General features: G+C 71.5%; 23 protein-coding genes. 19 read left to right on the top strand and 4 right to left on the bottom strand.

Annotated elements, in window-relative coordinates:
- Positions 1-6 precede the first annotated feature (6 nt).
- Together ACFVZW_RS02575 and ACFVZW_RS02580 are read left to right on the top strand one after the other, a co-directional pair.
- Positions 7-993 (top strand): GlxA family transcriptional regulator, encoded by a 987-nt coding sequence (locus ACFVZW_RS02575; protein WP_384515635.1) that lies wholly within the window; start codon positions 7-9, stop codon positions 991-993.
- A 39-nt stretch (positions 994-1,032) separates the two neighbouring features.
- Entirely contained in the window at positions 1,033-1,704 is a 672-nt protein-coding gene (locus ACFVZW_RS02580) for a DJ-1/PfpI family protein (RefSeq protein WP_384515638.1), read from the top strand.
- A gap of 17 nt (positions 1,705-1,721) precedes the next feature.
- Here ACFVZW_RS02580 and ACFVZW_RS02585 read toward each other — a convergent pair whose 3' ends face one another.
- Positions 1,722-2,465: an enoyl-CoA hydratase/isomerase family protein gene (locus tag ACFVZW_RS02585; protein WP_384515640.1), complete on the bottom strand. Its 744-nt coding sequence runs from the start codon at positions 2,463-2,465 to the stop codon at positions 1,722-1,724.
- A gap of 66 nt (positions 2,466-2,531) precedes the next feature.
- On the opposite strand from ACFVZW_RS02585, the gene ACFVZW_RS02590 reads away from it, so the two are divergent.
- On the top strand, positions 2,532-3,215 hold the full coding sequence (locus ACFVZW_RS02590) for an HdeD family acid-resistance protein (protein ID WP_384515643.1): 684 nt from the start codon (positions 2,532-2,534) through the stop codon (positions 3,213-3,215).
- A 131-nt stretch (positions 3,216-3,346) separates the two neighbouring features.
- A complete protein-coding gene (locus ACFVZW_RS02595) occupies positions 3,347-3,910 on the top strand; it encodes an ATP-binding protein (RefSeq protein ID WP_384515646.1) in 564 nt (187 codons plus the stop codon).
- Here the strand turns inward: ACFVZW_RS02595 and idi are convergent.
- From idi to ACFVZW_RS02610, 3 genes are all read right to left on the bottom strand, one after another.
- Positions 3,876-4,484, bottom strand: coding sequence for an isopentenyl-diphosphate Delta-isomerase (gene idi / locus ACFVZW_RS02600; RefSeq protein WP_384515649.1), 609 nt, complete (start codon positions 4,482-4,484; stop codon positions 3,876-3,878). The genes ACFVZW_RS02595 and idi overlap by 35 nt on opposite strands.
- Before the next feature lie 143 nt (positions 4,485-4,627).
- Positions 4,628-5,875 carry a GNAT family N-acetyltransferase gene (locus tag ACFVZW_RS02605; protein ID WP_384515652.1) on the bottom strand — a complete coding sequence of 416 codons (1,248 nt, stop codon included), beginning with the start codon at positions 5,873-5,875 and terminating at the stop codon, positions 4,628-4,630.
- A 202-nt stretch (positions 5,876-6,077) separates the two neighbouring features.
- On the bottom strand, positions 6,078-7,019 hold the full coding sequence (locus tag ACFVZW_RS02610) for a cation diffusion facilitator family transporter (RefSeq protein ID WP_384515654.1): 942 nt from the start codon (positions 7,017-7,019) through the stop codon (positions 6,078-6,080).
- A 406-nt stretch (positions 7,020-7,425) separates the two neighbouring features.
- Between ACFVZW_RS02610 and ACFVZW_RS02615 the strand changes: the two genes are divergently transcribed.
- The 15 genes from ACFVZW_RS02615 (at position 7,426) to hpnH (ending at position 23,733) form a co-directional block, all read left to right on the top strand.
- Positions 7,426-9,237, top strand: coding sequence for a DUF5941 domain-containing protein (locus ACFVZW_RS02615; protein ID WP_384516023.1), 1,812 nt, complete (start codon positions 7,426-7,428; stop codon positions 9,235-9,237).
- Complete coding sequence (locus tag ACFVZW_RS02620; protein ID WP_384515657.1) at positions 9,234-9,971, top strand: sugar phosphate nucleotidyltransferase; 738 nt, start codon at positions 9,234-9,236, stop codon at positions 9,969-9,971. The genes ACFVZW_RS02615 and ACFVZW_RS02620 overlap by 4 nt, the downstream gene beginning before the upstream one ends.
- Positions 9,959-11,020 (top strand): iron-containing alcohol dehydrogenase family protein, encoded by a 1,062-nt coding sequence (locus ACFVZW_RS02625; protein ID WP_384515660.1) that lies wholly within the window; start codon positions 9,959-9,961, stop codon positions 11,018-11,020. Before ACFVZW_RS02620 ends, ACFVZW_RS02625 begins: the two co-directional genes overlap by 13 nt.
- The gene (locus ACFVZW_RS02630; RefSeq protein ID WP_384515663.1) at positions 10,998-11,777 is read left to right on the top strand and encodes a CDP-alcohol phosphatidyltransferase family protein; all 780 of its coding nucleotides are present in this window, start codon (positions 10,998-11,000) and stop codon (positions 11,775-11,777) included. Before ACFVZW_RS02625 ends, ACFVZW_RS02630 begins: the two co-directional genes overlap by 23 nt.
- Positions 11,778-11,797: 20 nt before the next feature.
- On the top strand, positions 11,798-12,676 hold the full coding sequence (locus ACFVZW_RS02635; RefSeq protein WP_384516026.1) for a glycosyltransferase family 2 protein: 879 nt from the start codon (positions 11,798-11,800) through the stop codon (positions 12,674-12,676).
- A 49-nt stretch (positions 12,677-12,725) separates the two neighbouring features.
- Positions 12,726-13,655: an ABC transporter permease gene (locus tag ACFVZW_RS02640; protein WP_384515666.1), complete on the top strand. Its 930-nt coding sequence runs from the start codon at positions 12,726-12,728 to the stop codon at positions 13,653-13,655.
- Positions 13,648-14,433 (top strand): ABC transporter ATP-binding protein, encoded by a 786-nt coding sequence (locus ACFVZW_RS02645; RefSeq protein WP_384515669.1) that lies wholly within the window; start codon positions 13,648-13,650, stop codon positions 14,431-14,433. The genes ACFVZW_RS02640 and ACFVZW_RS02645 overlap by 8 nt, the downstream gene beginning before the upstream one ends.
- 117 nt (positions 14,434-14,550) lie before the next feature.
- Positions 14,551-15,204: a TetR/AcrR family transcriptional regulator gene (locus ACFVZW_RS02650; protein ID WP_384515671.1), complete on the top strand. Its 654-nt coding sequence runs from the start codon at positions 14,551-14,553 to the stop codon at positions 15,202-15,204.
- Between the two features lie 314 nt (positions 15,205-15,518).
- A complete protein-coding gene (hpnC, locus tag ACFVZW_RS02655) occupies positions 15,519-16,436 on the top strand; it encodes a squalene synthase HpnC (RefSeq protein ID WP_384515674.1) in 918 nt (305 codons plus the stop codon).
- Positions 16,433-17,383 (top strand): presqualene diphosphate synthase HpnD, encoded by a 951-nt coding sequence (gene hpnD / locus ACFVZW_RS02660; protein WP_384515677.1) that lies wholly within the window; start codon positions 16,433-16,435, stop codon positions 17,381-17,383. Before hpnC ends, hpnD begins: the two co-directional genes overlap by 4 nt.
- 82 nt (positions 17,384-17,465) lie before the next feature.
- Positions 17,466-18,860 (top strand): hydroxysqualene dehydroxylase HpnE, encoded by a 1,395-nt coding sequence (gene hpnE, locus ACFVZW_RS02665; RefSeq protein WP_384515679.1) that lies wholly within the window; start codon positions 17,466-17,468, stop codon positions 18,858-18,860.
- Positions 18,857-19,957: a polyprenyl synthetase family protein gene (locus ACFVZW_RS02670; protein WP_384515682.1), complete on the top strand. Its 1,101-nt coding sequence runs from the start codon at positions 18,857-18,859 to the stop codon at positions 19,955-19,957. The genes hpnE and ACFVZW_RS02670 overlap by 4 nt, the downstream gene beginning before the upstream one ends.
- Before the next feature lie 107 nt (positions 19,958-20,064).
- The gene (gene shc, locus ACFVZW_RS02675; RefSeq protein WP_384515686.1) at positions 20,065-22,047 is read left to right on the top strand and encodes a squalene--hopene cyclase; all 1,983 of its coding nucleotides are present in this window, start codon (positions 20,065-20,067) and stop codon (positions 22,045-22,047) included.
- The gene (locus tag ACFVZW_RS02680) at positions 22,047-22,703 is read left to right on the top strand and encodes a 1-hydroxy-2-methyl-2-butenyl 4-diphosphate reductase (protein WP_384515689.1); all 657 of its coding nucleotides are present in this window, start codon (positions 22,047-22,049) and stop codon (positions 22,701-22,703) included. The genes shc and ACFVZW_RS02680 overlap by 1 nt, the downstream gene beginning before the upstream one ends.
- Before the next feature lie 7 nt (positions 22,704-22,710).
- Complete coding sequence (gene hpnH, locus ACFVZW_RS02685; protein WP_384515692.1) at positions 22,711-23,733, top strand: adenosyl-hopene transferase HpnH; 1,023 nt, start codon at positions 22,711-22,713, stop codon at positions 23,731-23,733.
- Position 23,734: the final 1 nt, after the last annotated feature.

Below are 23,734 nucleotides of genomic sequence, written 5' to 3' on the forward strand. Positions count from 1 at the left end.
GAACACATGACGAAGCGACCCGTGCTCGTCGTCCTCTTCGACGACGTGCAGAGCCTGGATGTCACCGGACCGGTGGAGGTGTTCGCCGGGGCCGGACGCGCCGCCGGCGGTGACGCCGCCTACCCGATCCGGACCGCCTCGCTCGACGGGGGTCCGGTCCGCACCCAGAGCGGCCTGCGGATGCTCCCGGACACGACGCTCGCCGAAGCGGACCGCCCGCACACCCTGCTCGTCCCCGGCGGCGAGGGCACCCGCCACGCCGACCCCCGGCTGATCGACTGGCTGCGTGAGAACGCCCCGCACGCCGAGCGCCTGGTCTCCGTCTGCACCGGTGCCCTGCTGCTCGCCGAGGCCGGGCTCCTCGACGGCCACCGGGCCACCACCCACTGGGTCGCCTGCGACCACCTCGCCCGCTGCTACCCCGAGGTCGAGGTGGAGGCGGAGCCCATCTTCGTCCGCGACGGCAGGATCTCCACCTCCGCCGGCGTGACCGCGGGCATCGACCTCGCCCTCGCGCTGGTCGAGGAGGACCTCGGCCGCGACACCGCGCTGACCGTCGCCCGCCATCTGGTCGTGTTCCTGCGCCGCCCGGGCAACCAGGCGCAGTTCAGCGCCCAGCTGGCGGCCCAGACCGCCCGTCGGGCACCTCTGCGGGACCTCCAGCAGTGGATCACCGAGCACCCCGAAGAGGACCTCTCCGTCGAGGCGCTGGCGGCCCGCGCCAGGCTGTCGCCCCGTCACTTCGCCCGCGCGTTCCAGTCCGAGACCGGCACGACTCCGGGCCGGTATGTGGACCGGGTCCGACTCGAACACGCGCGCAGGCTCCTGGAGGAGACGGCCGTAGGGGTCCAGGAGGTCGCCCGGGCGGCCGGCTACGGCACCCCCGAAGCCATGCGCCGGGCCTTCGTCAAGGCGCTCGACACGGCCCCGGCCGAGTACCGACGCCGCTTCCACGCACCCGTGTCGACGACGCACCGACCCGGCTCCCACTGAACCGACCGCCGCACCACCACCACCACCGAGGGGAACACCATGCAGATCGCCGTGCTGCTCTACGACCGCTTCACCACGCTCGACGCCGTCGGCCCCTACGAGCTCCTCGCCCGCATCCCCGGAGCCGAGACCGTCTTCGTCGCCAAGGAGGCCGGGCCCGTCCGCAACGACCAGGGCAGCCTCGCGCTCGTCGCCGACAAGTCCCTCGCGGACGTGCCGAACCCGGACATCGTCCTGGTCCCCGGAGGCCCCGACTCGCGAGCCGCGATGAACGACCCGGAGATCCTCGACTGGCTCCGTACCGCCGACGCGACCAGCACCTGGACCACCTCCGTCTGCACGGGTTCCCTGATCCTGGGCGCCGCGGGCCTGCTCGACGGCCGCCGGGCCACCACCCACTGGCTCGCCTTCGACGAGCTTCGGGCGGCCGGCGTCGAGCCCACCGGAGAGCGGGTCGTCTTCGACGGCAAGTACGTCACCGCCGCCGGGGTCTCGTCCGGCATCGACATGGCGCTGCACCTCATCGGCCGGATCGCCGGCGACGAGACCGCCCAGACCATCCAGCTGCTGACCGAGTACGACCCGCAGCCGCCCTACGACGCGGGGTCCCCGGAGAAGGCCCCGGCCGAGATCGTCGCCCGCTGGCGGGGCACGGCCGCGGAGGACCTCCCCCAGGGCGGAGCCGGCGGAGGCCGCGACGCCGTGCGGTGACCCCGTACGGCAAAGCCTCAGACCCCGTACGTGAAGCGGGGCGCGCGGCGCTCCAGGAAGGCGGCGACCCCCTCCGCGGTGTCGCCGCTGCCGCGCGCCTCCTCCGCCCAGTGCGCGTCCCGGTCGGTGCGGCCGTCGGCGAACTCCTTCGCGGCCGCCTGCGTCAGCAGGGAGCGCGAGGCCAGGACGCGGGTGAACTCGCCCACCCGCTTGTCCAGTTCGCCGGCCGGGAGCACCTCGTCCACCAGGCCGGAGCGCAGCGCCCGCTCCGCTTCGATCAACTCACCCGAGAAGAGCAGGTACTTGGCGGCCGAGGGCCCCACCAGCGAGGCCAGCCGACGCGTCGAGGAGGACGGATAGACGATGCCGAGCTTCGACGGGGTGACTCCGAACCGCGCGCCTTCCTCCGCGAACCGCAGGTCGCAGGCGGCTGCGAGCTGGCAGCCGCCGCCCACGCAGTAGCCGCGGACGGCGGCGAGCGTCGGCTTCGGGAAGGCGGCGAGCGCCTCCTCGGCCCGTACCGCGAGCGACTGCTGCTCGTCGCCCGGCTCCCGCAGCGTCGAGATGTCCGCGCCGGCGCAGAAGGTCTCGCCCTGACCGGTGAGGACCAGGACGCGGACCCCGGGGTCGGTCGCGAGCGGGGCGAGCAGCCCCGGCAGGGACCGCCACATCGCGGCCGTCATCGCGTTGCGCTTGGCGGGGTTCGAGATGACGACGGTGGCGACCCCGTCGACGACGCTGACACTCAGCTGCGGCTCCATGCGCCGGATGCTATCCGGGCACCCCGACCGTACGATCAAGAAGGGGGTGCGAGGAGGAGGCGCCGCATGGCCCAGGGTTCCCACGACGCCGTACGCGAGGGCAGGAAGCTGCGCCGTGGTTTCGGCTGGCTCACCTTCCTCGGTTTCCTGCTCGTCATCGCCGGGATCGTCGGTCTGTTCTACACCGGCCTCGCCACGCTCACCTCGATGCTCCTCTTCGGCTGGCTCCTGCTCATCGGCGGTGTCGTGGGTCTGCTGCATGCCATCGAGTCCCGTGGCACCAGCTACTTCTGGCTGGCCGTGGTGGTGGCCGCCCTGAACATCGCGGCCGGCGTGGTCGTCATCCGTCATCCGGAGGGCTCGGCCGAGGCGCTGACCATGTTCGCGGCGCTGCTCTTCCTGACCGGCGGGGTGTTCCGGTTGGTGGGCAGTGTGGTGGTGCGCGGTCCGCAGATGGGCTGGACGCTGCTCCAGGGGGCCTTCGGGCTCCTGCTCGGGCTGCTGGTGCTCTTCGACTGGCCCGACAGCAGCCGCTACGTCCTCGGGGTCTTCTTCTCGCTCGCCCTGCTCTTCGACGGTCTCGGCCTGATCGCCATCGGTGTCGGAGGCCGACGGATCGTCGGTATGGTCGCGCCCGAGGCGGCCTCTTCGCAGGCCCCGGCGCATGCCTCTCCGCGGACGTCTCCGCCCGCCGCGGAGGAGATGCCCCCTAAGCCGTCAGAAGAAGATCAGGAGCAGTCGAACAACTGACGTTGGCATACTCACCCGATCAGAAGTCGGTCGATAAGTGTCGACTTCTGGTCAGTAGGCCGGTCCGGACCTACGGATTACCAAGACTCGATCCCGTGGCGACAATCGAGCACGAGGGTGGGAGCCGGACTATGGAGAGCCGCGGGAGCGTCCCCGCACGGCCACCGTCCTACGAAGGGGTCTGGCGCTTCACCGCTCCCGCGGTCGACGTCTCCGTTCCGCAGGCCCGGCATGCCGTTCGGGACCTGTTGATCCGTCAAGGGGTACCGGCTCACGACGACACGGTCCAGGGCCTGCTCCTGATCGTCTCGGAGCTGGTCACCAACGCCGTCAAGCATGCGGCGTTGCTGTCCCCCGAAGTGGCGGTGGAGGTGGCGATCGGCGCGGAGTGGATCCGGGTGTCCGTCGAGGACAACCATCCGTACCGCCCCAAGGCGCTGGAGGCGGACTACGGGCAGACGGGCGGCCGCGGGCTGCTCCTGGTGCGCGAGATCGCGCTGGAGTCCGGCGGTGCCTGCGACGTGGAGCACACCGCGAGCGGCGGCAAGATCATCTGGGCCGCCCTGCCCCTCGCACCGCAGGTGCCGGGGCCCGCGGCGGCGCCGGGAATCGGATCCCGGGTGCCCGCGACGGCGCCCGGCACCCCGATCCTGCCCGGGATCACCAGCCCAAGGACGGACCCGTCAGCTCCCTGACGGCCGGACGGGCCGCGTCCAGGACCGTCATGAACCAGGCGGAGAACGGCGCGGTCGCATGCCGCTCCGCGAGCTCCTCCGCCGTCACGAAGGCGGTCTCCTCGACCTCCTCCGGGTCCGGACGCAGATCGGCCTGCACCATGCCGACGAAGAGGTGGTTGTACTCCTGCTCCACCAGGCCCGACGCGGGGTCCGGGTGGTTGTAGCGGACGGTGCCCGCCTCGGCGAGCAGCGAGGGCGAGATGCCCAGCTCCTCGTAGGTGCGCCGGGCGGCGGCCGCGAACGGCGCCTCGCCCGGGTACGGGTGGCCGCAGCAGGTGTTCGACCAGACACCGGGGGAGTGGTACTTGCCCAGCGCGCGGCGCTGGAGCAGCAGCCGGCCGGACTCGTCGAACAGGAAGACGGAGAAGGCGCGGTGCAGCTGCCCGGGCGCCTGGTGCGCCGCGAGCTTCTCGGCCGTGCCGATGGTGGTGCCGTCCTCGTCGACCAGCTCGAGCATGATCGACGCCGGGACGCCGCCCGAAGAGACGCCGTTCGGCGAGCTGTGTGCCGCGGTGGCTGGTGTGGTCGGCATACCCATCCTTCGCATCGGTCCTCGGCCCGGTGGGGCCCCCTCAGTCTGCCGCACAAAAGCGGCTTGTCCGTACTTCGGAGGCCGGACATGGCCCGCTCCCACCACACCGGAGTACAGCCGGTGCGGCGGGAGCGGGCGACGCGTCAGACGCCGAAGGCCGTCGGATAATGGATCATGCCCCGGGTGACCGGGCCGGAACCGTCGAGGACCAGCGCCATCATCGCCTCGTCCGGAACCTCGAAACCTGGCTTGATCCCATATTCAGACGCCCGTACGAAGCCGAATCGCGGGTAGTACTCCGGGTGGCCGAGCACCAGCACGAGCCGCTCCCCGCGCCGCCGCGCGGCGTCGAGCACGGCCCGGACCACGGCCTCTCCGGCACCCTCCCGCTGGTACGCCGGGTCGACGGCGACCGGAGCGAGCGCGGCCGCCGGAGCGCCGTCGACGTGGCAGCGGGTGACGAGCGCGTATCCCGCCACCGTGCCGTCGGGCGCCTCGGCGACGTACGAGAGGCCGGGCAGCCAGGCGCCGGAGTCCTCCCGCAGGGCGTCGACCAGCACGGCCTCGTCCGCGGTGGCGAAGGCGGCCGCGTTGATCTCCCGTACGCGCGGGATGTCGGCGGCCGTCTCCTCCCGCGTGCGCCACCGGGGATCGGCGGGCCGCAGGACGTAGCCGGTGTAGCCGTACTCGCCGCCGTGGTCACGGCGCATGGCGAGTTCCTCCCGGGTCGAGGCGAGGGCCTCGGCCATGCCGGGAGCCGCCGGGTCGGCGGCATCGGCCCGCGCCGAGAGCGGGCCGTAGTACTCCTCCCAGTCGCTCTCGGGCTGGGGGACGACCCCGAGGACGTGATAGCCGGCCTCGGTCGCCGCCGCGGTGTTGGCGACGCCGGTACGGAGCGGATAGTGCGTGTCCCAGAAGGCGCGGGCCTCCCGGCTCGGTGCGTCCACCGTCCACTCGCACTCGGTGAGGACGAGGGTCCCGCCGGGAGCCAGCAGACGGCGCCACTCGCGCAGCGCGGTGTCGAAGCCGATCGCGTAGGCCGAGCTCTCGGCCCAGACCAGATCGAAGGATCCGTCGGGGAACGGGAGCGCGCCCATGTCGGCGGCGAGCGTACGGACCCGGTCGCCGAGCCCGCGGGCCTCGGCGGCCCGTCGCAGCTCGTCGAGGAAGGGCTCGTGCAGGTCCACGGCAGTCACCTGGGCGCCGGCCTCGGCGGCCAGGAGCAGCGCGGAGCGGCCGGGGCCGCAGCCGAGATCGAGCACGCGGGGCCGCTCGGGGAGCGGACCGGTAGAAGTGAGCAGGCGACGGGTGGTGGAGTCGGAGCCCGGACCCTGCCGCGGAAGACCGTGGTGCAGGGCGAAGAAGGCGGTGTGGAGATCGTTGTCGGACAACGGGGGAAACCCTTGTGTGAGGGGCCCCGGCCGACGACGTGACGAACCGGTTCGGAGAACCGGGAGATCAGGTCAGCCGGAGACCCGGGAGCTGAAGCCGGACCGGGCGCTGCCGCACTGGGCAGCCTCCATCGCGACGGTCATCAACCTCAGCTCCTCTCTCACCTCACGTGTGCCGATCAACGGTATCAGCCGCCCGGGATCACAGGCAGAGCTTGGCCTCGTGCTCGGCGTGACCCGCCGGCTCCAGCTGGAAGGTGCAGTGCTCCACGTCGAAGTGCGAGCCCAGGCAGCCCTGGAGGTCGTGCAGCATCTTCTCGTGGCCCACCGAGTCCAGCGCGGCCTGGTCCACCACCACGTGCGCGGAGAGCACCGGCATCCCCGAGGTGATCGTCCAGGCATGCAGATCGTGGACGTCCTCGACGCCCGGCAGCGCCAGGATGTGTGCGCGTACCTCCGCCATGTCGACGCCCTTGGGGGCGGACTCCAGGAGGACGTCGAGGGTCTCGCGCAGCAGCTTGACCGTGCGCGGCACGATCATCAGACCGATCAGGATCGAGGCGATCGGGTCCGCGTACTGCCAGCCGGTCGCGAGGATGATGCCCGCCGAGATCAGCACCGTCACCGAACCCAGGGCGTCGGCGAGGACCTCCAGATAGGCGCCGCGTACGTTCAGGCTCTCCTTCTGGCCCCGGACGAGGAGTGAGAGCGAGATCATGTTGGCGACCAGGCCGATCAGCGCGAACGCGATGACCATGCCGCCCCTGGTCTCGGCCGGCTCGATGAACCGCTGGATCGCCTCGTAGAGCACGTAGCCGCCGACGCCGAGCAGCAGCAGACAGTTGGCCAGCGCGGCCAGGATCTCGGCCCGGGCGAAGCCGAAGGTGCGGTTCTCGGTGGGCGGCCGGTTGGCGAAGTGGATCGCGAGCAGCGCCATCGCCAGGCCGACCGCGTCGGTCGCCATGTGGGCCGCGTCGGCGATCAGCGCCAGCGAGTTCGAGGCGATGCCGCCGACGATCTCGATCACCATCACGGACAGTGTGATCGCCAGCGCGATCCGCAGCCGGCCCCGGTAGGCCGCGGCCGCGGTCCCCGTGGGCGGCGGTCCGCCGTGACTGTGTCCGTGGTCGTGTCCAGCCCCCATGACAAGGCCTCCCGGTCGTGTCGTCTTGTTGCCCCGAGTCGCAAGTGAACTACGGGTGGGGGGTATGTGCAACACGGTACTGAACACCGTTGTCATATCGTCTGACCTGCGGTTATGTGCGCGCCTCGGGGCGGGGTGCGGCAGCCGCTTCGGGCGGCCCCTGAGCGCGGTTTGTGGGGCGGGGTGTCGATCGCCCATGATGATCTCCGCAGGACGGGGCGCGCTCGCGAGGATTCGAGTGGGCCCGGGGGAGTCCGCACCGCAAAGCCTCGATGAACTCCCGCTTTCGTTCATCCGATAGCCTCAGCCGACGTGCTGCCGCCCGATGCCGGGCCGTACCGCCGTGCCCGGGGCCGTGTCATGGGCCCCGCCGGCCCGCCCGTCAGCTCCAAGGAGTGAGTTCGTCCTGTCGACCGCCATCCTCACCGGTCCGCCGGTACCCGGATCGTCGCTCGACGGCGATCTGCGGTCGCTGGGCTTCGACGTCAAGGTCGCCTCCGACCCGCGTGACGCCGGCGCACTGCTCGCCGCCGTACCGGCCGACGAGCGGGTCGCCGTCGTCGACCCCCGCTTCGTCGGACACCTCCACGCGCTGCGGCTCGGCCTCACCGACCCCCGCTTCCCCGCCTCCGCCGTACCCGGCGCGCTCACCGCGCAGAGCGAGGTCCGGCCGGCCCTCGCCCGCGCGCTGACCGACGTGTCCGCGCCGGTGCCGGGCGCCGACCACGGGCCCGTCGTCGCCGAGGGCGAGGTGCTGCCCGACACCCTCGCCGCCGCGCTCGACGCCGACGGCGTCGCCGTGCACCGCCCCGAGCTCGGCTCGCTCGTGGCCGCCGTGCCGGCCGACGCGGAGAGCCGGCACACGGCCCGCGGCGCCGTCGCGGACGTCGACGACGAGGCCGTACGGCTCCGCTCCGCGGTGAAGGCCCACGACGGCTTCTTCACCACCTTCTTCATCAGCCCGTACTCGCGCTACATCGCCCGCTGGTGCGCGCGGCGCGGACTGACCCCCAACCAGGTCACCACCGCCTCGCTGCTCACGGCCCTGATCGCGGCCGGCTGCGCCGCCACGGGCGAGCGCGGCGGCTACATCGCCGCCGGCGTCCTGCTCCTGGTCTCCTTCGTCCTGGACTGCACCGACGGGCAGCTCGCCCGCTACTCCCTGCAGTACTCGACGATGGGCGCCTGGCTCGACGCCACCTTCGACCGCGCCAAGGAGTACGCCTTCTACGCGGGCCTCGCCCTCGGGGCCGCGCGGAACGGCGACGACGTGTGGGCGCTCGCGCTGGGCGCGATGGTCCTGATGACCTGCCGCCACGTCGTGGACTTCTCGTTCAACGAGGCCAACCACGACGCGACGGCCAACACGAGCCCCACCGCGGCCCTCTCCAACCGCCTGGACAGCGTCGGCTGGACCGTCTGGGTCCGCCGGATGATCATCCTGCCGATCGGTGAGCGCTGGGCCATGATCGCGGTCCTCACCGCCGTCACCACCCCGCGGATCGTCTTCTGGGCCCTGATCATCGGCTGCGCCTTCGGGGCCTGCTACACCACCGCCGGCCGTGTGCTGCGCTCGCTGACCCGCAAGGCGAAGCGGACGGACCGGGCCGCGCAGGCCCTCGCCGACCTGGCCGACTCCGGGCCGCTCGCCGAGCTCGTCGCCCGGGCGACGAAGCGGCAGCCGTTCCGGCTGGCCTTCGCCGTGATCGGCGTCGCATTCCTCCTCGCCACGGCGCTGATCGAACCCTTCGGCAGCAAGATCGTCGTCTTCGCGGCCGTCCTGTACGTCGTCATCAGCGGCAGCGTGGTCGCGGAGCCGCTGAAGGGCGCCCTCGACTGGCTGCTCCCGCCGCTCTTCCGGGCCGCCGAGTACGGCACCATCCTGATCCTCGCGGCCCGCTCCGAGGTGAACGGGGCCTTGCCCGCGGCCTACGGACTGGTGGCCGCCGTCGCCTACCATCACTACGACACGGTGTACCGCATCCGCGGTGGCACCGGCGCGCCGCCCGCGTGGCTGGTGCGCACGATCGGCGGTCACGAGGGCCGCACGTTGCTGGTGACCGTCCTCGCCGCCCTGCTGGCGAGCCGTGGCAACGACTTCACCCTGGCGCTCACCGCCCTGGCGGTCACCGTCGCGCTCGTGGTGCTCGTGGAGTCCATCCGCTTCTGGGTGTCCTCCGGAGCACCCGCCGTACATGACGAAGGAGAAACAGCATGATTGGCCTCGTACTGGCAGCCGGTGCCGGAAGGCGTCTGCGCCCCTACACCGACACGCTTCCGAAGGCCCTCGTGCCTGTCGACGGTGACACCACCGTCCTGGACCTCACGCTGAAGAACTTCGCGGAGGTCGGCCTCACCGAGGTCGCCATCGTCGTCGGCTACCGCAAGGAGGCCGTGTACGCGCGCAAGGAGGCCCTGGAGGCCCAGTACGGCCTGTCGATCACGCTGATCGACAACGACAAGGCCGAGGAGTGGAACAACGCCTACTCCCTGTGGTGCGCCCGTGAGGTCCTCAAGCGCGGTGTGATCCTCGCCAACGGCGACACCGTCCACCCGGTCTCCGTCGAGAAGACCCTGCTCGCCGCCCGCGGCGACGGTCAGAAGATCATCCTCGCCCTCGACACGGTGAAGAACCTCGCCGACGAGGAGATGAAGGTCATCACGGCCGAGGGCAAGGGCGTCCAGAGGATCACCAAGCTCATGGACCCGGCCACCGCCACCGGCGAGTACATCGGTGTCACGCTCATCGAGCCCGAGGCCGCCGAGGCGCTCGCCGACGCCCTGAAGGCCACCTTCGAGCGCGACCCCGACCTCTACTACGAGGACGGCTACCAGAAGCTCGTCGACGACGGCTTCACGATCGACGTGGAGCCCATCGGCGACGTCAAGTGGGTCGAGATCGACAACCACGACGACCTCGCGAAGGGCCGTGAGATCGCGTGCCAGTACTGACCCGGCTGATCCCCTCGCCGGTCGTCGTCGACATCCGCCGGGGAGCGCTGGACGACCTGTCCGCGCTCCTCGCGGACCAGCGGATCTCCAGCAACGGCCGGATCGCCGTCGCGATCAGCGGTGGCTCGGGACTGAAGCTGCGTGACCGCTTCGCGCCCGAGCTGCCCGGAGCCGACTGGTACCCGGTCGAGGGCGGCACCATCGACGCGGCGGTCAAGCTCGCCGACGCCATGCGCGGCAAGCGGTACGACGCCGTGGTGGCCCTCGGTGGCGGCAAGATCATCGATGTGACCAAGTACGCGGCGGCCCGGGTCGGCCTGCCACTGGTCGCCATCGCCACGAACCTGTCGCACGACGGCATCTGCTCGCCGATCTCCACCCTGGACAACGACAACGGGCGCGGCTCCTACGGTGTGCCGACCCCGATCGCGCTGGTCATCGACCTCGACGTGATCCGGGACGCCCCGGTGCGCTTCGTCCGCTCCGGCATCGGTGACGCGATCTCCAACCTGTCCGCCATCGCGGACTGGGAGCTCTCGCACCGGGAGACGGGCGAGCCGGTCGACGGCCTGGCCGCGGCGATGGCGCGCAGCGCCGGCGAGGCGGTGCTCCGCCACCCCGGCGGCGTCGGGGACGACGACTTCCTCGTCACCCTCTCCGAGGGGCTGGTGATGTCCGGGATCGCCATGTCGATCAGCGGCGACAGCCGGCCCTCCTCGGGCGCCTGCCACGAGATCAGCCACGCCTTCGACCTGCTCTTCCCCGAGCGCGCCGCCAGCCACGGCGAGCAGTGCGGACTGGGCGCGGCCTTCGCGATGCACCTGCGCGGTGCCGCGGACGGCTCGCTGGGGATGGTCGAGACGCTGCGCCGGCACGGCCTGCCCGTGACGCCCGGCGAGATGGGCTTCAGCGTCGACGAGTTCGTCGAGGCCGTCACCTTCGCGCCGCAGACCCGTCCCGGCCGCTACACCATCCTCGAGCACCTCGACCTGTCCACCGACCAGATCAGGGACGCGTACGCCGACTATGCCAAAGCCATCGGTAGCTGAGCTCCGCCCGGTCGTTCACCCCGCGGGTGTGAAGGACCGGCGGAGCGGCGAACACTGGGCGGGCCGCCTGTACATGCGGGAGATCTCGCTGCGGATCACCCGGCACCTGGTGAAGACCCGGATCACGCCGAACCAGCTCACGTACGTGATGACGCTGGCGGGCGTCCTCGCCGCCCCGGCACTGCTGATCCCGGGGATCTGGGGCGCCGTGCTCGGTGTGCTCATGGTCCAGCTCTACCTGCTGCTCGACTGCGTCGACGGTGAGGTGGCCCGCTGGAAGCAGCAGTTCTCGCTCGGCGGCGTGTACCTCGACCGGGTCGGCGCCTACCTCTGCGACGCGGCGGTCCTCGTCGGTTTCGGCCTGCGCGCCGCCGACCTGTGGGGCTCCGGGCGGATCGACTGGCTGTGGGCCTTCCTCGGCACCCTCGCCGCCCTCGGCGCCATCCTGATCAAGGCCGAGACCGACCTGGTCGGCGTCGCCCGGCACCAGGGCGGGCTGCCGCCGGTCAAGGAGGCGGCGTCCGAGCCGCGCTCGTCCGGCATGGCGCTGGCCCGCAGGGCCGCCGCCGCGCTGAAGTTCCACCGGCTGGTCCTCGGCATCGAGGCCTCCCTGCTGATCCTGGTCCTCGCGATCGTGGACTCGGTCAGGGGAGACCTGTTCTTCTCGCGGCTGGGTGTCGCCGTGCTGGCCGGCATCGCGCTCCTGCAGACGCTGCTGCACCTGGTGTCGATCCTGGCGTCGAGCCGGCTGAAGTGAGGACAAGCGTGAGTACGCGGATGAAGCTGGGCGCCGTCATCATCACCATGGGCAACCGCCCCGACGATCTGCGCGCGCTCCTCGACTCGGTCGCCAAGCAGGAGGGCGACCCGGTCGAGGTCGTCGTGGTCGGCAACGGCGCCCCCGTGACGGGCGTGCCCGACGGCGTCCACACCATCGACCTGCCCGAGAACCTGGGCATCCCCGGCGGCCGCAACGTCGGCATCGAGGCCTTCGGGCCCGGTGGACCCTGCGGCCCCGTCGACGCACTGCTCTTCCTGGACGACGACGGTCTGCTCGCCTACGAGGACACCGCCGAACTGGTCCGCCAGGCGTTCACCGCCGATCCCCGGCTCGGCATCATCAGCTTCCGGATCGCGGATCCCGAGACGGGCCTCACCCAGCGCCGGCACGTCCCGCGGCTGCGCGCGGCCGACCCGATGCGGTCCTCGCGCGTGACCACCTTCCTCGGCGGCGCCAACGCGGTCCGTACGAAGGTCCTCGCCGAAGTCGGCGATCTGCCGGGCGAGTTCTTCTACGCCCATGAGGAGACCGATCTCGCCTGGCGGGCGCTCGACGCCGACTGGATGATCGACTACCGTTCCGACATGGTGCTGCTGCACCCCACCACACCACCCTCCCGGCACGCGTCCTACCACTTCAACGTGGCCCGCAACCGGGTGTGGCTGGCTCGGCGCAATCTCCCCGCACCCCTCGTTCCGGTCTATCTCGGTGTCTGGCTGCTGCTGACTCTGGCGCGGCGCCCCTCCCTCCCCGCCCTCAAGGCGTGGATCGGCGGATTCCGGGAAGGCTGGCGCGTTCCGTGCGGACCGCGACGGCCCATGAAATGGCGTACGGTGTGGCGGCTGACCCGACTGGGACGCCCGCCCGTCGTGTGACAACGTGGTACCCGACTTGCCGCGCATCTGGATACGAAAGTTTCGACTTGTGAGTGACACAACCCACGACGGTGCGGTCGCGACGAGCGCCCCGCCCTCTGCCGATGACGGCCTGACCCCGGCCGAACTGGCGGCCAAGTACGGTCTCGCGGTCAGTGGCGCCCGGCCCGGCATCCTGGAGTACGTCCGTCAGCTGTGGGGGCGGCGCCACTTCATCCTGGCCTTCTCCCAGGCGAAGCTGACGGCGCAGTACAGCCAGGCGAAGCTCGGCCAGCTGTGGCAGGTGGCGACCCCGCTGCTCAACGCGATGGTCTACTACCTGATCTTCGGGCTGATCCTGGACGCCGGCCAGGGCATGACGACCTCGGTCTACATCCCCTTCCTGGTGACCGGGATCTTCGTGTTCACCTTCACGCAGAGCTCGGTGATGGCGGGCGTGCGGGCGATCTCCGGCAACCTCGGACTCGTCCGGGCGCTGCACTTCCCGCGCGCCACGCTGCCCATCTCCTTCGCGCTCCAGCAGCTCCAGCAGCTGCTGTTCTCCATGATCGTGCTGGCGGCCGTCGCGATCGCCTTCGGCAGCTACCCGTCGCTGAGCTGGCTCCTCCTGGTCCCGGCGCTGCTCCTGCAGTTCGTGTTCAACGTGGGGCTCGCCATGATCATGGCGAGGATGGGCGCCAAGACGCCCGACCTCGCCCAGCTGATGCCGTTCATCATGCGCACCTGGATGTATGCGTCCGGCGTGATGTTCTCGATCCCGGTGATGCTCGCGGACAAGCCGGCCTGGATCGCCGACGTCCTCATGTACAACCCGGCGGCCATCTACATGGACCTGATCCGGTTCGCCCTGATCGACGGCTACGGCTCCGGCAACCTGCCGTCGCACGTGTGGATCGCCGCGCTGGGCTGGGCCGTGGCGATGGGTCTCGGCGGCTTCGTCTACTTCTGGAAGGCCGAGGAGAGGTACGGCCGTGGCTGACATCGACCAGGGACGCGTTCCCACCGTCATCGCCGACGACGTCCACATCGTCTACCGGGTCAACACCGGTGGCGGCGGCAAGGGCAGCGCCACGGCGGCGCTCAGCCGGATCCTCGGCCGCGGCAAGGCCGAGGTCTCCCGGGGCGTCCGCAAGGTGCATGCCGTACGAGGCGTCTCCTTCACCGCGTACCGCGGCGAGGCCATCGGCGTCATCGGCAGCAACGGCTCGGGCAAGTCGACCCTGCTGCGCGCCATCGCGGGGCTGCTCCCCACGGAGAGCGGCAAGGTGTACACCGACGGCCAGCCCTCGCTCCTCGGCGTCAACGCGGCGCTGATGAACGACCTGACCGGCGAGCGCAACGTGATACTCGGCGGCCTTGCCATGGGAATGAGCAAGGAAGAGATCCGCGAGCGCTACCAGGGGATCGTCGACTTCTCGGGCATCAACGAGAAGGGTGACTTCATCAGTCTCCCGATGCGTACGTACTCCTCCGGCATGGGTGCGCGGCTCCGGTTCGCCATCGCGGCGGCCAAGAACCACGACGTGCTCATGATCGACGAGGCGCTCGCGACCGGCGACCGCCGGTTCCAGATCCGCTCCGAGGAGCGCATCCGCGAGCTCCGCAAGGAGGCCGGCACGGTCTTCCTCGTCAGTCACAGCAACAAGTCGATCAGGGACACCTGCGACCGCGTGCTGTGGCTGGAGAAGGGCGAGCTGCTGATGGACGGGCCCACGGACGAGGTCATCAAGGCGTACGAGCGCGAGACCGGGAAGTAGTCCCGCCACCGCGTCGCGGGGCCCCTGCCGGACCGGCGGGGGCCTTCGCGTTCTCCGCGGCGCGTCGCGCCCCCCGCCTGGAATGTTCATGCGGTCAACATCGGGCAGGATGAGCGCATGGCAGCGTTCTCGGGGGGAAAGTCCTACCACCACGGCGATCTGCGCAACGCGCTGATCTGCGCCGCCGTCGACCTGGCCACCGAAGGCGGTCCCGACCGCGTCGTCCTGCGGGAGGCGGCCCGCCGGGTCGGCGTCTCGCCCACCGCGGCCTACCGGCACTTCGACGGCCGCGGGGAGCTCCTCAGGGCCGTCAAGATCCACGCCCAGCGCGCGCTCGCCGAGTCCATGGAGCGCGCCGCCGACCGGGCCCCCGGGGCCGACGACGCCACCGTCGCCGCCGAGCTGCGCCTCGCCGCGCTCGGCCGCGGCTATGTGGGCTTCGCCCTGGATCAGCCCGGCCTCTACCGGGCCGCGTTCTGCACCCCTCGGCCGCCCTGCGGCGAGGAGTGGATGCCCGCGGGGCGGGCACCCGAGCCCGAGCCCGAGATGCGGGCGTTCACGCTGCTCACGGACGCCCTGCGGGCCCTCGCCCGGGTCGGCCGCATCCCGCGACAGGCCCGGCCCGCCGCCGAGGCCGCCGCGTGGTCGGCCGTGCACGGACTGTCGCTCCTGCTGCTCGACGGCCCGTTGCGCCGCCTCCCGGAGCGGCGCCGGGCGGACGTCGTCGAGTCCACCCTCGCCATGGTCGTCTCCGGCGCCCGCGCGGACTGAACGTCACGGATCCGTGAACTGTCGTACCGCGCGGGAAGGTTGACGCGCCCGGTGATGTTTTCGCAAAGCGGCGCGCACCCCGACGAGGCGGCGGGCGTTGTACAACGTAAGCTGTACCGGTGCTGATTCGTGGCAAGTGGGGCGATACCCCCTAGGCGTCCCGGCCGTCGGGCGGCGAGCCTCTGGGGATGCCCGGTGGCGTGTCCGAAATAGGATGGATTGGATCGGCAGTGTAGAACAGGAGATGTGACGGCCATGACGCAAAATCTCCAGCTCCACGAGGGTGTCGCCGTCCCCGCGTCGGGCAGCCCCCAGTGACGGGAACCCGGCAGGTGCGCCACGACGCCTCCTCGCGCACCACGCTCGACAAGGCCGCGGACGAGAACTTCCCCGTGGCCCCCTTCTTCCTGCCGCGCGCCTGGCGCGACGACCTCATGGCCGTCTACGGCTACGCCCGTCTCGTCGACGACATCGGCGACGGCGATCTCGCACCCGGCGGAGCCGACGCCCGCCACCTCGGCGTCGCCCCCGAGCGTGCCGAGGACCGGCTCGCGATGCTGGACGCCTTCGAGGCCGATCTGCTGCGGGTCTTCGACTCCGTCCCCCGCCACCCCCTGCTCCTGGCCCTCCAGCCGACCGTGCGCCGCCGCGGCCTCACCCCCGAGCCCTTCCTGGGCCTGATCCAGGCCAACCGCCAGGACCAGTTGGTGCGCCGCTACGAGACGTACGACGACCTCCTCGCGTACTGCGAACTCTCGGCGAACCCCGTCGGTCGGCTCGTCCTCGGGATCACCGGCACCGCCACCCCCGAGCGCATCCGCCACTCCGACGACATCTGCACCGCGTTGCAGATCGTCGAGCACCTCCAGGACGTCGCCGAGGACCTCGGCCGCGACCGGATCTACCTGCCCGCCGAGGACATGAAGGCCTTCCACGTCACCGAGGCCGACCTCGCCCAGCCCACCGCCGGCGCGTCGGTCCGCGCGCTGATCGCCTTCGAGGCACAGCGCGCCCGCGAGCTGCTGAACGACGGTGCCCCGCTGGTGGCCAGCGTCCACGGCAGGCTGCGCCTGCTGCTCGCCGGCTTCACGGCCGGCGGACTCGCCGCCCTCGACGCGATCGCCGCCGCCGGAGGCGGGTACGACGTACTGCCGACGCCGCCCAAGCCCACCAAGCCGAGTCTGATGCGCGAAGCGGGATCGATCCTGCTCAGAGCGCGGAGAGAGGGGTGAGCCGGACCGTGGAAGGACAGACGGAGACGTCGGCGCCGGTACAGGCCGCGTACAGCTACTGCGAGGCGGTCACCGGACAGCAGGCCCGCAACTTCGCCTACGGCATCCGACTGCTGCCGACGGAGAAGCGGCAGGCCATGTCGGCGCTGTACGCGTTCTCGCGGCGCGTCGACGACATCGGCGACGGCACCCTCGCGGCCGACGCGAAGCGGGACCGGCTCGAATCCACCCGCGCGCTGCTGGAGCGGATCCGCCGGGACGAGGTCGACGACGACGACACCGACCCCGTCGCCGTGGCCCTCGCCGACGCCTCCCGCCGCTTCCCGATCCCGCTCGGCGGCCTCGACGAACTCATCGACGGGGTCCTGATGGACGTGCGCGGCGAGACGTACGAGACCTGGGACGACCTCAAGGTCTACTGCCGGTGCGTCGCCGGTGCCATCGGGCGGCTCTCCCTCGGCGTCTTCGGCACCCAGCCCGGCGCGCAGGGAGTGGAGAGGGCCCCCGAGTACGCCGACACGCTCGGCCTTGCCCTGCAGCTCACCAACATCCTCCGCGACGTCCGCGAGGACGCCGGGAACGGGCGCACGTACCTGCCCGCCGACGACCTGGCCAAGTTCGGCTGCGGCGACGGCTTCGCGAGCGAGACCCCGCCCGAGGGGGCCGACTTCACCGGCCTGGTGCACTTCGAGGTCCGGCGCGCCCGCGCTCTGTTCGCCGAGGGCTACCGGCTCCTGCCCATGCTGGACCGGCGCAGCGGCGCCTGTGTCGCGGCCATGGCCGGGATCTACCGGCGCCTGCTCGACCGGATCGAGCGCGACCCCGAGGCGGTGCTGCGCGGCCGCGTCTCGCTGCCCGGCCGCGAGAAGGCGTACGTCGCGGTGCGCGGCCTCTCCGGCCTGGACACCCGCCACATCTCCCGACGGACCATCAGGAGGCGCGCGTGATGCGTGTCCACGAGCCGGGGCACCGGGCAACCCGGCGCCGCACGGCGGCGTCCCTGACTGCGACGGCCGCAAGGGGGAGCGCATGACCACCGACGAGTCCGTGCCGCAGGCACCGCACGCCGTCGTGGTCGGCGGCGGCCTCGCCGGGATCACCGCCGCACTGCAGCTCGCGGACGCCGGGCTGCGCGTGACGCTGCTCGAAGGCCGGCCGCGACTCGGCGGCCTCGCGTTCTCCTTCCGCCGCGGCGAGCTCACCGTCGACAACGGGCAGCACGTCTACCTGCGCTGCTGCACGGCCTACCGCTGGTTCCTCGACCGCGTCGAGGGCGCCCACCTCGCGCCCCTCCAGGACCGACTGGACGTGCCCGTCCTCGACGTCGGCCACCCCCGCGGCCCCCGCCTCGGCCGGCTGCGCCGCACCGCCCTGCCCGTACCGCTGCACCTCGCCAAGAGCCTGGCGACCTATCCGCACCTCTCCCTCGTCGAGCGGGCGAGCGTCGGGCGCGCCGCGCTCGCGCTCAAGGCGCTCGACCCCGCCGACCCGGCCCTCGACGGCATCGACTTCGCCACCTGGCTCGGCCGCCACGGCCAGTCCCCGCGCGCCGTCGAGGCCCTGTGGGACCTGGTCGGCGTCGCCACCCTCAACGCCACCGCGCCACACGCCTCCATGGGCCTGGCCGCGATGGTCTTCAAGACCGGCCTGCTCTCCGAGCCGGGCGCCGCCGACATCGGCTGGGCGCACGTCCCCCTCGGCGAACTCCACGACACCCTCGCCCGCAAGGCCCTCGACTCCCTCGGCGTACGCACCGAACTGCGGGTCAAGGCCGAGCGGATCTCCCGTACCGACGACGGCCGGTGGAGCGTCGAGGTGCCGGGGGAGACCATCGAGGCCGACGCCGTCGTGCTCGCCGTGCCGCAGCGGGAGACCCGCGAGCTGCTGCCCGAGGGCGCCCTCGACGACCCCGACCGGCTCCTCGACATCGGCACCGCGCCCATCCTCAACGTGCACGTCGTCTACGACCGCAAGGTGCTCAAGCAGCCGTTCTTCACGGCGCTCGGCTCCCCGGTGCAGTGGGTCTTCGACCGCACCGACTCCTCCGGTCTCAAGGGCGGCGGACAGTACCTGGCCGTCTCCCAGTCCGCCGCGCAGAGCGAGATCGACGAGCCGGTCTCCGTGCTCCGCGAGCGCTACCTCCCGGAGCTGGAGCGGCTGCTGCCCGCCGCCCGCACCGCGGGCATCAGGGACTTCTTCGTCACCCGGGAGCGGACGGCGACGTTCGCCCCCACGCCGGGCGTCGGCCGGCTCCGCCCCGCCGCCCGCACCCACGCCCCCGGCCTTTACCTGGCCGGCGCGTGGACCGCCACCGGCTGGCCCGCGACCATGGAGGGCGCCGTTCGCAGCGGCTTCAGCGCAGCGGGCGCCGCGCTCTCCGCCCTCGGCCGCCGCCATGAACATCCGCTGCAGGAGGCGGTATGAGTGTGAGTACTGGAACAAGAGGAGAGACCGTGCCGACTGTGCCCCCGGTGAATCCGGCCGTCGACACCGCGGACGTGACCGCTCTGCTGGAGCGGGGGCGGACCCTGTCCACCCCCGTCCTGCGGGCGGCCGTCGACCGGCTCGCACCGCCCATGGACACCGTGGCCGCCTACCACTTCGGCTGGATCGACGCGCAGGGCAACCCCACCGAGGGGGACAGCGGCAAGGCCGTCCGGCCCGCGCTCGCCCTGCTGTCCGCCGAGGCGGCCGGCGTCGCCCCCGAGGTCGGCGTCCCCGGAGCCGTCGCCGTGGAGCTCGTCCACAACTTCTCGCTGCTGCACGACGACCTGATGGACGGCGACGAGCAGCGACGTCACCGCGACACCGTCTGGAAGGTGCACGGCCCCGCGCAGGCGATCCTCGTCGGCGACGCCCTCTTCGCGCTCGCCAACGAGCTGCTGCTGGAACTCGGCACCGTCGAGGCCGGCCGTGCCACCCGCCGGCTGACCACCGCGAGCCGCAAGCTCATCGACGGGCAGGCCCAGGACATCTCCTACGAGCACCGCGACCGGGTCACCGTCGAGGAGTGTCTGGAGATGGAGGGCAACAAGACCGGCGCCCTGCTCGCCTGCGCGGTCTCCATCGGTGCTGTCCTCGGCGGAGCCGACGACCGCACGGCCGACAAGCTGGAGGAGTACGGCTACCACCTCGGCCTCGCCTTCCAGGCCGTCGACGACCTGCTCGGCATCTGGGGCGACCCCGAGGCCACCGGCAAGCAGACCTGGAGCGACCTGCGCCAGCGCAAGAAGTCCCTGCCCGTCGTCGCCGCCCTCGCGGCCGGCGGACCGGCGTCCGAGAAGCTCGGCGAACTGCTCGCCGCCGACGCCAAGAGCACCGACTTCGACTCGTTCTCCGAGGAGGAGTTCGCCACGCGCGCGGCGCTCATCGAAGAGGCCGGCGGTCGTGAGTGGACCTCCGAGGAGGCCCGCCGCCAGCACACCATCGCCATCCAGGCCTTGAACGAGGTCGACATGCCCGAGCGGGTCAGGGCGCAGCTCACCGCGCTCGCCGACTTCGTCGTCGTACGGAAGAGATGAGCACCATCATCCTGATATGAGTGCGCAGTCGCCGGCCGGTGCCACCGGGCATCGGCCGACGGCAGACCCGAGGAAGCAGAAGTATTCGACTGCACGAAGGGGAAGCCATGACAGCGACGACCGACGGAAGCGCCGGGGCTCTGGGCCCCCAAGCGGCCGCGGCCAGCGACACCACCGACACCGCGCTCGCGACCGGCCTCGAAGAGGCCGCGAAACGGGCGGCGGGACGCTCCGTCGAGCATCTGCTCGGCCGCCAGGACGCCGAAGGCTGGTGGAAGGGCGATCTGGAGACCAACGTCACCATGGACGCAGAGGACCTCCTGCTGCGCCAGTTCCTCGGCATCCGGGACGCCGCCACCACGCACGCGGCCGCCCTCTTCATCCGGGGCGAGCAGCGCGAGGACGGCACCTGGGCGACCTTCCACGGCGGGCCGGGTGAACTCTCCACCACCGTCGAGGCGTATGTGGCGCTGCGCCTCGCCGGGGACCTGCCCGAGGCCCCGCACATGGCCCGGGCCGCCGCCTGGATCCGCGAGCGGGGCGGGATCGCCGCCTCCCGGGTCTTCACCCGGATCTGGCTCGCCCTCTTCGGCTGGTGGAAGTGGGACGACCTGCCCGAACTGCCGCCCGAGCTGATCTTCCTGCCGAAGTGGTTCCCGCTCAACATCTACGACTTCGGCTGCTGGGCCCGGCAGACCATCGTGCCGCTCACCGTGGTCTCCGCGAAGCGGCCCGTACGCCCCGCGCCCTTCCCGCTGGACGAGCTCCACACCGATCCGGCCCGGCCGAATCCGGCGAAGCCGTCGGCCTCCGTGGCCAGTTGGGAAGGCGCCTTCCAGCGGATCGACAAGGCGCTGCACGTCTACCACAAGGTGGCCCCGCGCCGACTGCGCAAGGCGGCCATGAACGTCGCCGCCCGCTGGATCGTCGAGCGCCAGGAGAACGACGGCTGCTGGGGCGGCATCCAGCCCCCGGCCGTCTACTCGGTGATCGCCCTGCATCTGCTCGGCTACGACCTGGAGCACCCCGTCATGCGGGCCGGGCTCGAGTCCCTCGACCGCTTCGCCGTGTGGCGCGAGGACGGCGCGCGCATGATCGAGGCCTGTCAGTCGCCCGTCTGGGACACCTGCCTCGCCACCATCGCCCTCGCGGACGCCGGCCTGCCGGCCGACCATCCGGCGCTGGTGAAGGCCGTCGACTGGATGCTGGGCGAGGAGATCGTCAAGCCCGGCGACTGGGCCGTGCGCAGGCCCCATCTCACCCCGGGCGGCTGGGCGTTCGAGTTCCACAACGACAACTACCCGGACATCGACGACACCGCCGAGGTCATCCTCGCCCTGCGCCGGGTGAAGCACCCCGACCCCGCCGGCGTCGAGGCGGCCATCGCCCGCGGCGCCCGCTGGACCGCCGGGATGCAGTCGAAGAACGGCGCCTGGGCCGCCTTCGACGCGGACAACACCAGCCCCTTCCCCAACCGGCTGCCGTTCTGTGACTTCGGCGAGGTCATCGACCCGCCGTCGGCCGACGTCACCGCCCATGTCGTGGAGATGCTGGCCTACGAGGGCAAGGCCCAGCACCCCCGTACGCGCAGGGGAGTCGAGTGGCTGCTCGCCGAACAGGAGCCGAGCGGCGCCTGGTTCGGACGCTGGGGGGTCAACTACGTCTACGGGACGGGCTCGGTGGTCCCCGCGCTCACCGCGGCCGGGCTGCCCCGCTCCCACCCCGCGATCCGCCGCGCCGTCGCCTGGCTGGAGTCCGTACAGAACGAGGACGGTGGCTGGGGCGAGGACCTGCGCTCGTACAAGGAACAGCCCTGGATCGGGCACGGTGCCTCGACCGCCTCACAGACCGCCTGGGCCCTGCTCGCCCTGCTCGCCGCCGGCGGGCGCGAGTCCAAGGCCGTGGAGCGCGGCATCGCGTGGCTGGCCGAGACACAGCGCACGGACGGGTCCTGGGACGAGCCGTACTTCACCGGCACCGGCTTCCCCTGGGACTTCTCCATCAACTACCACCTCTACCGGCAGGTGTTCCCGCTCACGGCGCTCGGGCGCTATGTGAACGGCGAACCCGCCGTCTCCCGGGAGGGGTGATGGCCGAGGAGCCGGGGCCTTCTTCCGGTGGCGTGCCGCCGCTGCTGATCGCATGCGCGCTCGGCATCGAGCAGCTCGCCCTGCGCAGCGGTGACCGGGGCGGCGCGCCCGGCCCGTTCACCGTGGTGCGCACCGGCATGGGCCCCGACCGTGCCCGCCGCGCCGTGTCCCGGGCGCTCCACCGGGAGCCCTGGCGGGACGCCGTCGTCATCGCCTCGGGCTTCTGCGCCGGACTCGCCCCCGGGATGCACCCCGGGGATCTGATCGTGGCCGACGAGACCCGGGGCCCCGACGCCACCACCGCCTGCACCGGTACGGAACTGCTGGTCAAGGCCCTGACCCGGGCTCTGCCCGGCAGCACCGTCCACACCGGCCCGCTGACCGGCTCCGGTCATGTCGTCCGCGGCCACGAGCGGGCCGAATTGCGGGCCACCGGAGCCATCGCGGTGGACATGGAGTCCGCCGCCACGCTCGGCACCGCGCTGGCCGCCGGACCGCGCCCGGTTGCGGCCGTACGGGTGGTCGTGGACGCTCCAGAACATGAACTGGTCCGGATCGGCACGGTACGCGGTGGAATATCGGCTTTCCGTGTTCTTCGTGCCGTCCTTCCCGCATTCTTCGAATGGCACCGTTCTTTGCTGCTCCCCAGGAGGTGAGCGAGTTATGGCCATGCCGCTCCGTCAGACCATCCGGGTCGGGACCTATCTCTTCGAACAGAAGCTCCGCAAGCGGGACAAGTTCCCGCTCATCGTCGAACTGGAGCCCCTGTTCGCCTGCAACCTCAAGTGCGAGGGCTGCGGAAAGATCCAGCACCCGGCGGGTGTGCTCAAGCAGCGGATGCCGGTCGCGCAGGCCGTCGGCGCGGTCCTGGAGTCCGGGGCGCCGATGGTCTCCATCGCGGGCGGCGAGCCCTTGATGCACCCTCAGATCGACGAGATCGTTCGCCAGTTGGTGGCGAAGAAGAAGTACGTCTTCCTCTGCACCAACGCGATGCTGATGCGCAAGAAGCTGGAGAACTTCACCCCCTCCCCGTACTTCGCCTTCGCGGTGCACATCGACGGGCTGCGCGAGCGCCACGACGAATCCGTCGCCAAGGAAGGCGTGTTCGACGAGGCCGTGGCGGCGATCAAGGAGGCCAAGCGGCGCGGCTTCCGGGTCACCACCAACTCGACCTTCTTCAACACCGACACCCCGCAGACCATCATCGAGGTGCTCAACTACCTCAACGACGACCTCCAGGTCGACGAGATGATGATCTCGCCCGCCTACGCCTACGAGAAGGCCCCCGACCAGGAGCACTTCCTCGGCGTCGAGCAGACCCGGGAGCTGTTCAGGAAGGCCTTCGCCGGCGGCAACCGCAGCCGCTGGCGGCTGAACCACTCGCCGCTCTTCCTGGACTTCCTGGAGGGCAAGGCCGACTTCCCCTGCACCGCGTGGGCGATCCCGAACTACTCGCTCTTCGGCTGGCAGCGCCCCTGCTACCTGATGAGCGACGGCTACGTCCCCACGTACCGGGAGCTGATCGAGGAGACCGACTGGGACAAGTACGGCCGCGGCAAGGACCCGCGCTGCGCCAACTGTATGGCGCACTGCGGATACGAGCCGACCGCCGTCCTCGCCACCATGGGCTCGCTCAAGGAGTCCCTGCGGGCGGCCCGCGAGACCGTCTCCGGCAACCGAGGGTGAG

Source organism: Streptomyces sp. NPDC059567 (genome assembly GCF_042735655.1).
Classification (GTDB): Bacteria; Actinomycetota; Actinomycetes; order Streptomycetales; family Streptomycetaceae; genus Streptomyces.

Bases quoted from the DNA above. Each gene is read 5' to 3' on its own strand.
- ACFVZW_RS02620 (WP_384515657.1), top strand. From the start codon at position 9,234: ATGATTGGCCTCGTACTGGCAGCCGGTGCCGGAAGGCGTCTGCGCCCC.
- hpnE (WP_384515679.1), top strand. From the start codon at position 17,466: ATGACCACCGACGAGTCCGTGCCGCAGGCACCGCACGCCGTCGTGGTC.
- ACFVZW_RS02610 (WP_384515654.1), bottom strand. From the start codon at position 7,019: ATGGGGGCTGGACACGACCACGGACACAGTCACGGCGGACCGCCGCCC.
- ACFVZW_RS02670 (WP_384515682.1), top strand. From the start codon at position 18,857: ATGAGTGTGAGTACTGGAACAAGAGGAGAGACCGTGCCGACTGTGCCC.
- shc (WP_384515686.1), top strand. From the start codon at position 20,065: ATGACAGCGACGACCGACGGAAGCGCCGGGGCTCTGGGCCCCCAAGCG.
- ACFVZW_RS02580 (WP_384515638.1), top strand. From the start codon at position 1,033: ATGCAGATCGCCGTGCTGCTCTACGACCGCTTCACCACGCTCGACGCC.
- ACFVZW_RS02590 (WP_384515643.1), top strand. From the start codon at position 2,532: ATGGCCCAGGGTTCCCACGACGCCGTACGCGAGGGCAGGAAGCTGCGC.
- ACFVZW_RS02595 (WP_384515646.1), top strand. From the start codon at position 3,347: ATGGAGAGCCGCGGGAGCGTCCCCGCACGGCCACCGTCCTACGAAGGG.
- hpnH (WP_384515692.1), top strand. From the start codon at position 22,711: ATGGCCATGCCGCTCCGTCAGACCATCCGGGTCGGGACCTATCTCTTC.
- ACFVZW_RS02635 (WP_384516026.1), top strand. From the start codon at position 11,798: ATGAAGCTGGGCGCCGTCATCATCACCATGGGCAACCGCCCCGACGAT.
- ACFVZW_RS02630 (WP_384515663.1), top strand. From the start codon at position 10,998: ATGCCAAAGCCATCGGTAGCTGAGCTCCGCCCGGTCGTTCACCCCGCG.
- ACFVZW_RS02650 (WP_384515671.1), top strand. From the start codon at position 14,551: ATGGCAGCGTTCTCGGGGGGAAAGTCCTACCACCACGGCGATCTGCGC.
- idi (WP_384515649.1), bottom strand. From the start codon at position 4,484: ATGCCGACCACACCAGCCACCGCGGCACACAGCTCGCCGAACGGCGTC.
- ACFVZW_RS02585 (WP_384515640.1), bottom strand. From the start codon at position 2,465: ATGGAGCCGCAGCTGAGTGTCAGCGTCGTCGACGGGGTCGCCACCGTC.
- ACFVZW_RS02680 (WP_384515689.1), top strand. From the start codon at position 22,047: ATGGCCGAGGAGCCGGGGCCTTCTTCCGGTGGCGTGCCGCCGCTGCTG.
- ACFVZW_RS02575 (WP_384515635.1), top strand. From the start codon at position 7: ATGACGAAGCGACCCGTGCTCGTCGTCCTCTTCGACGACGTGCAGAGC.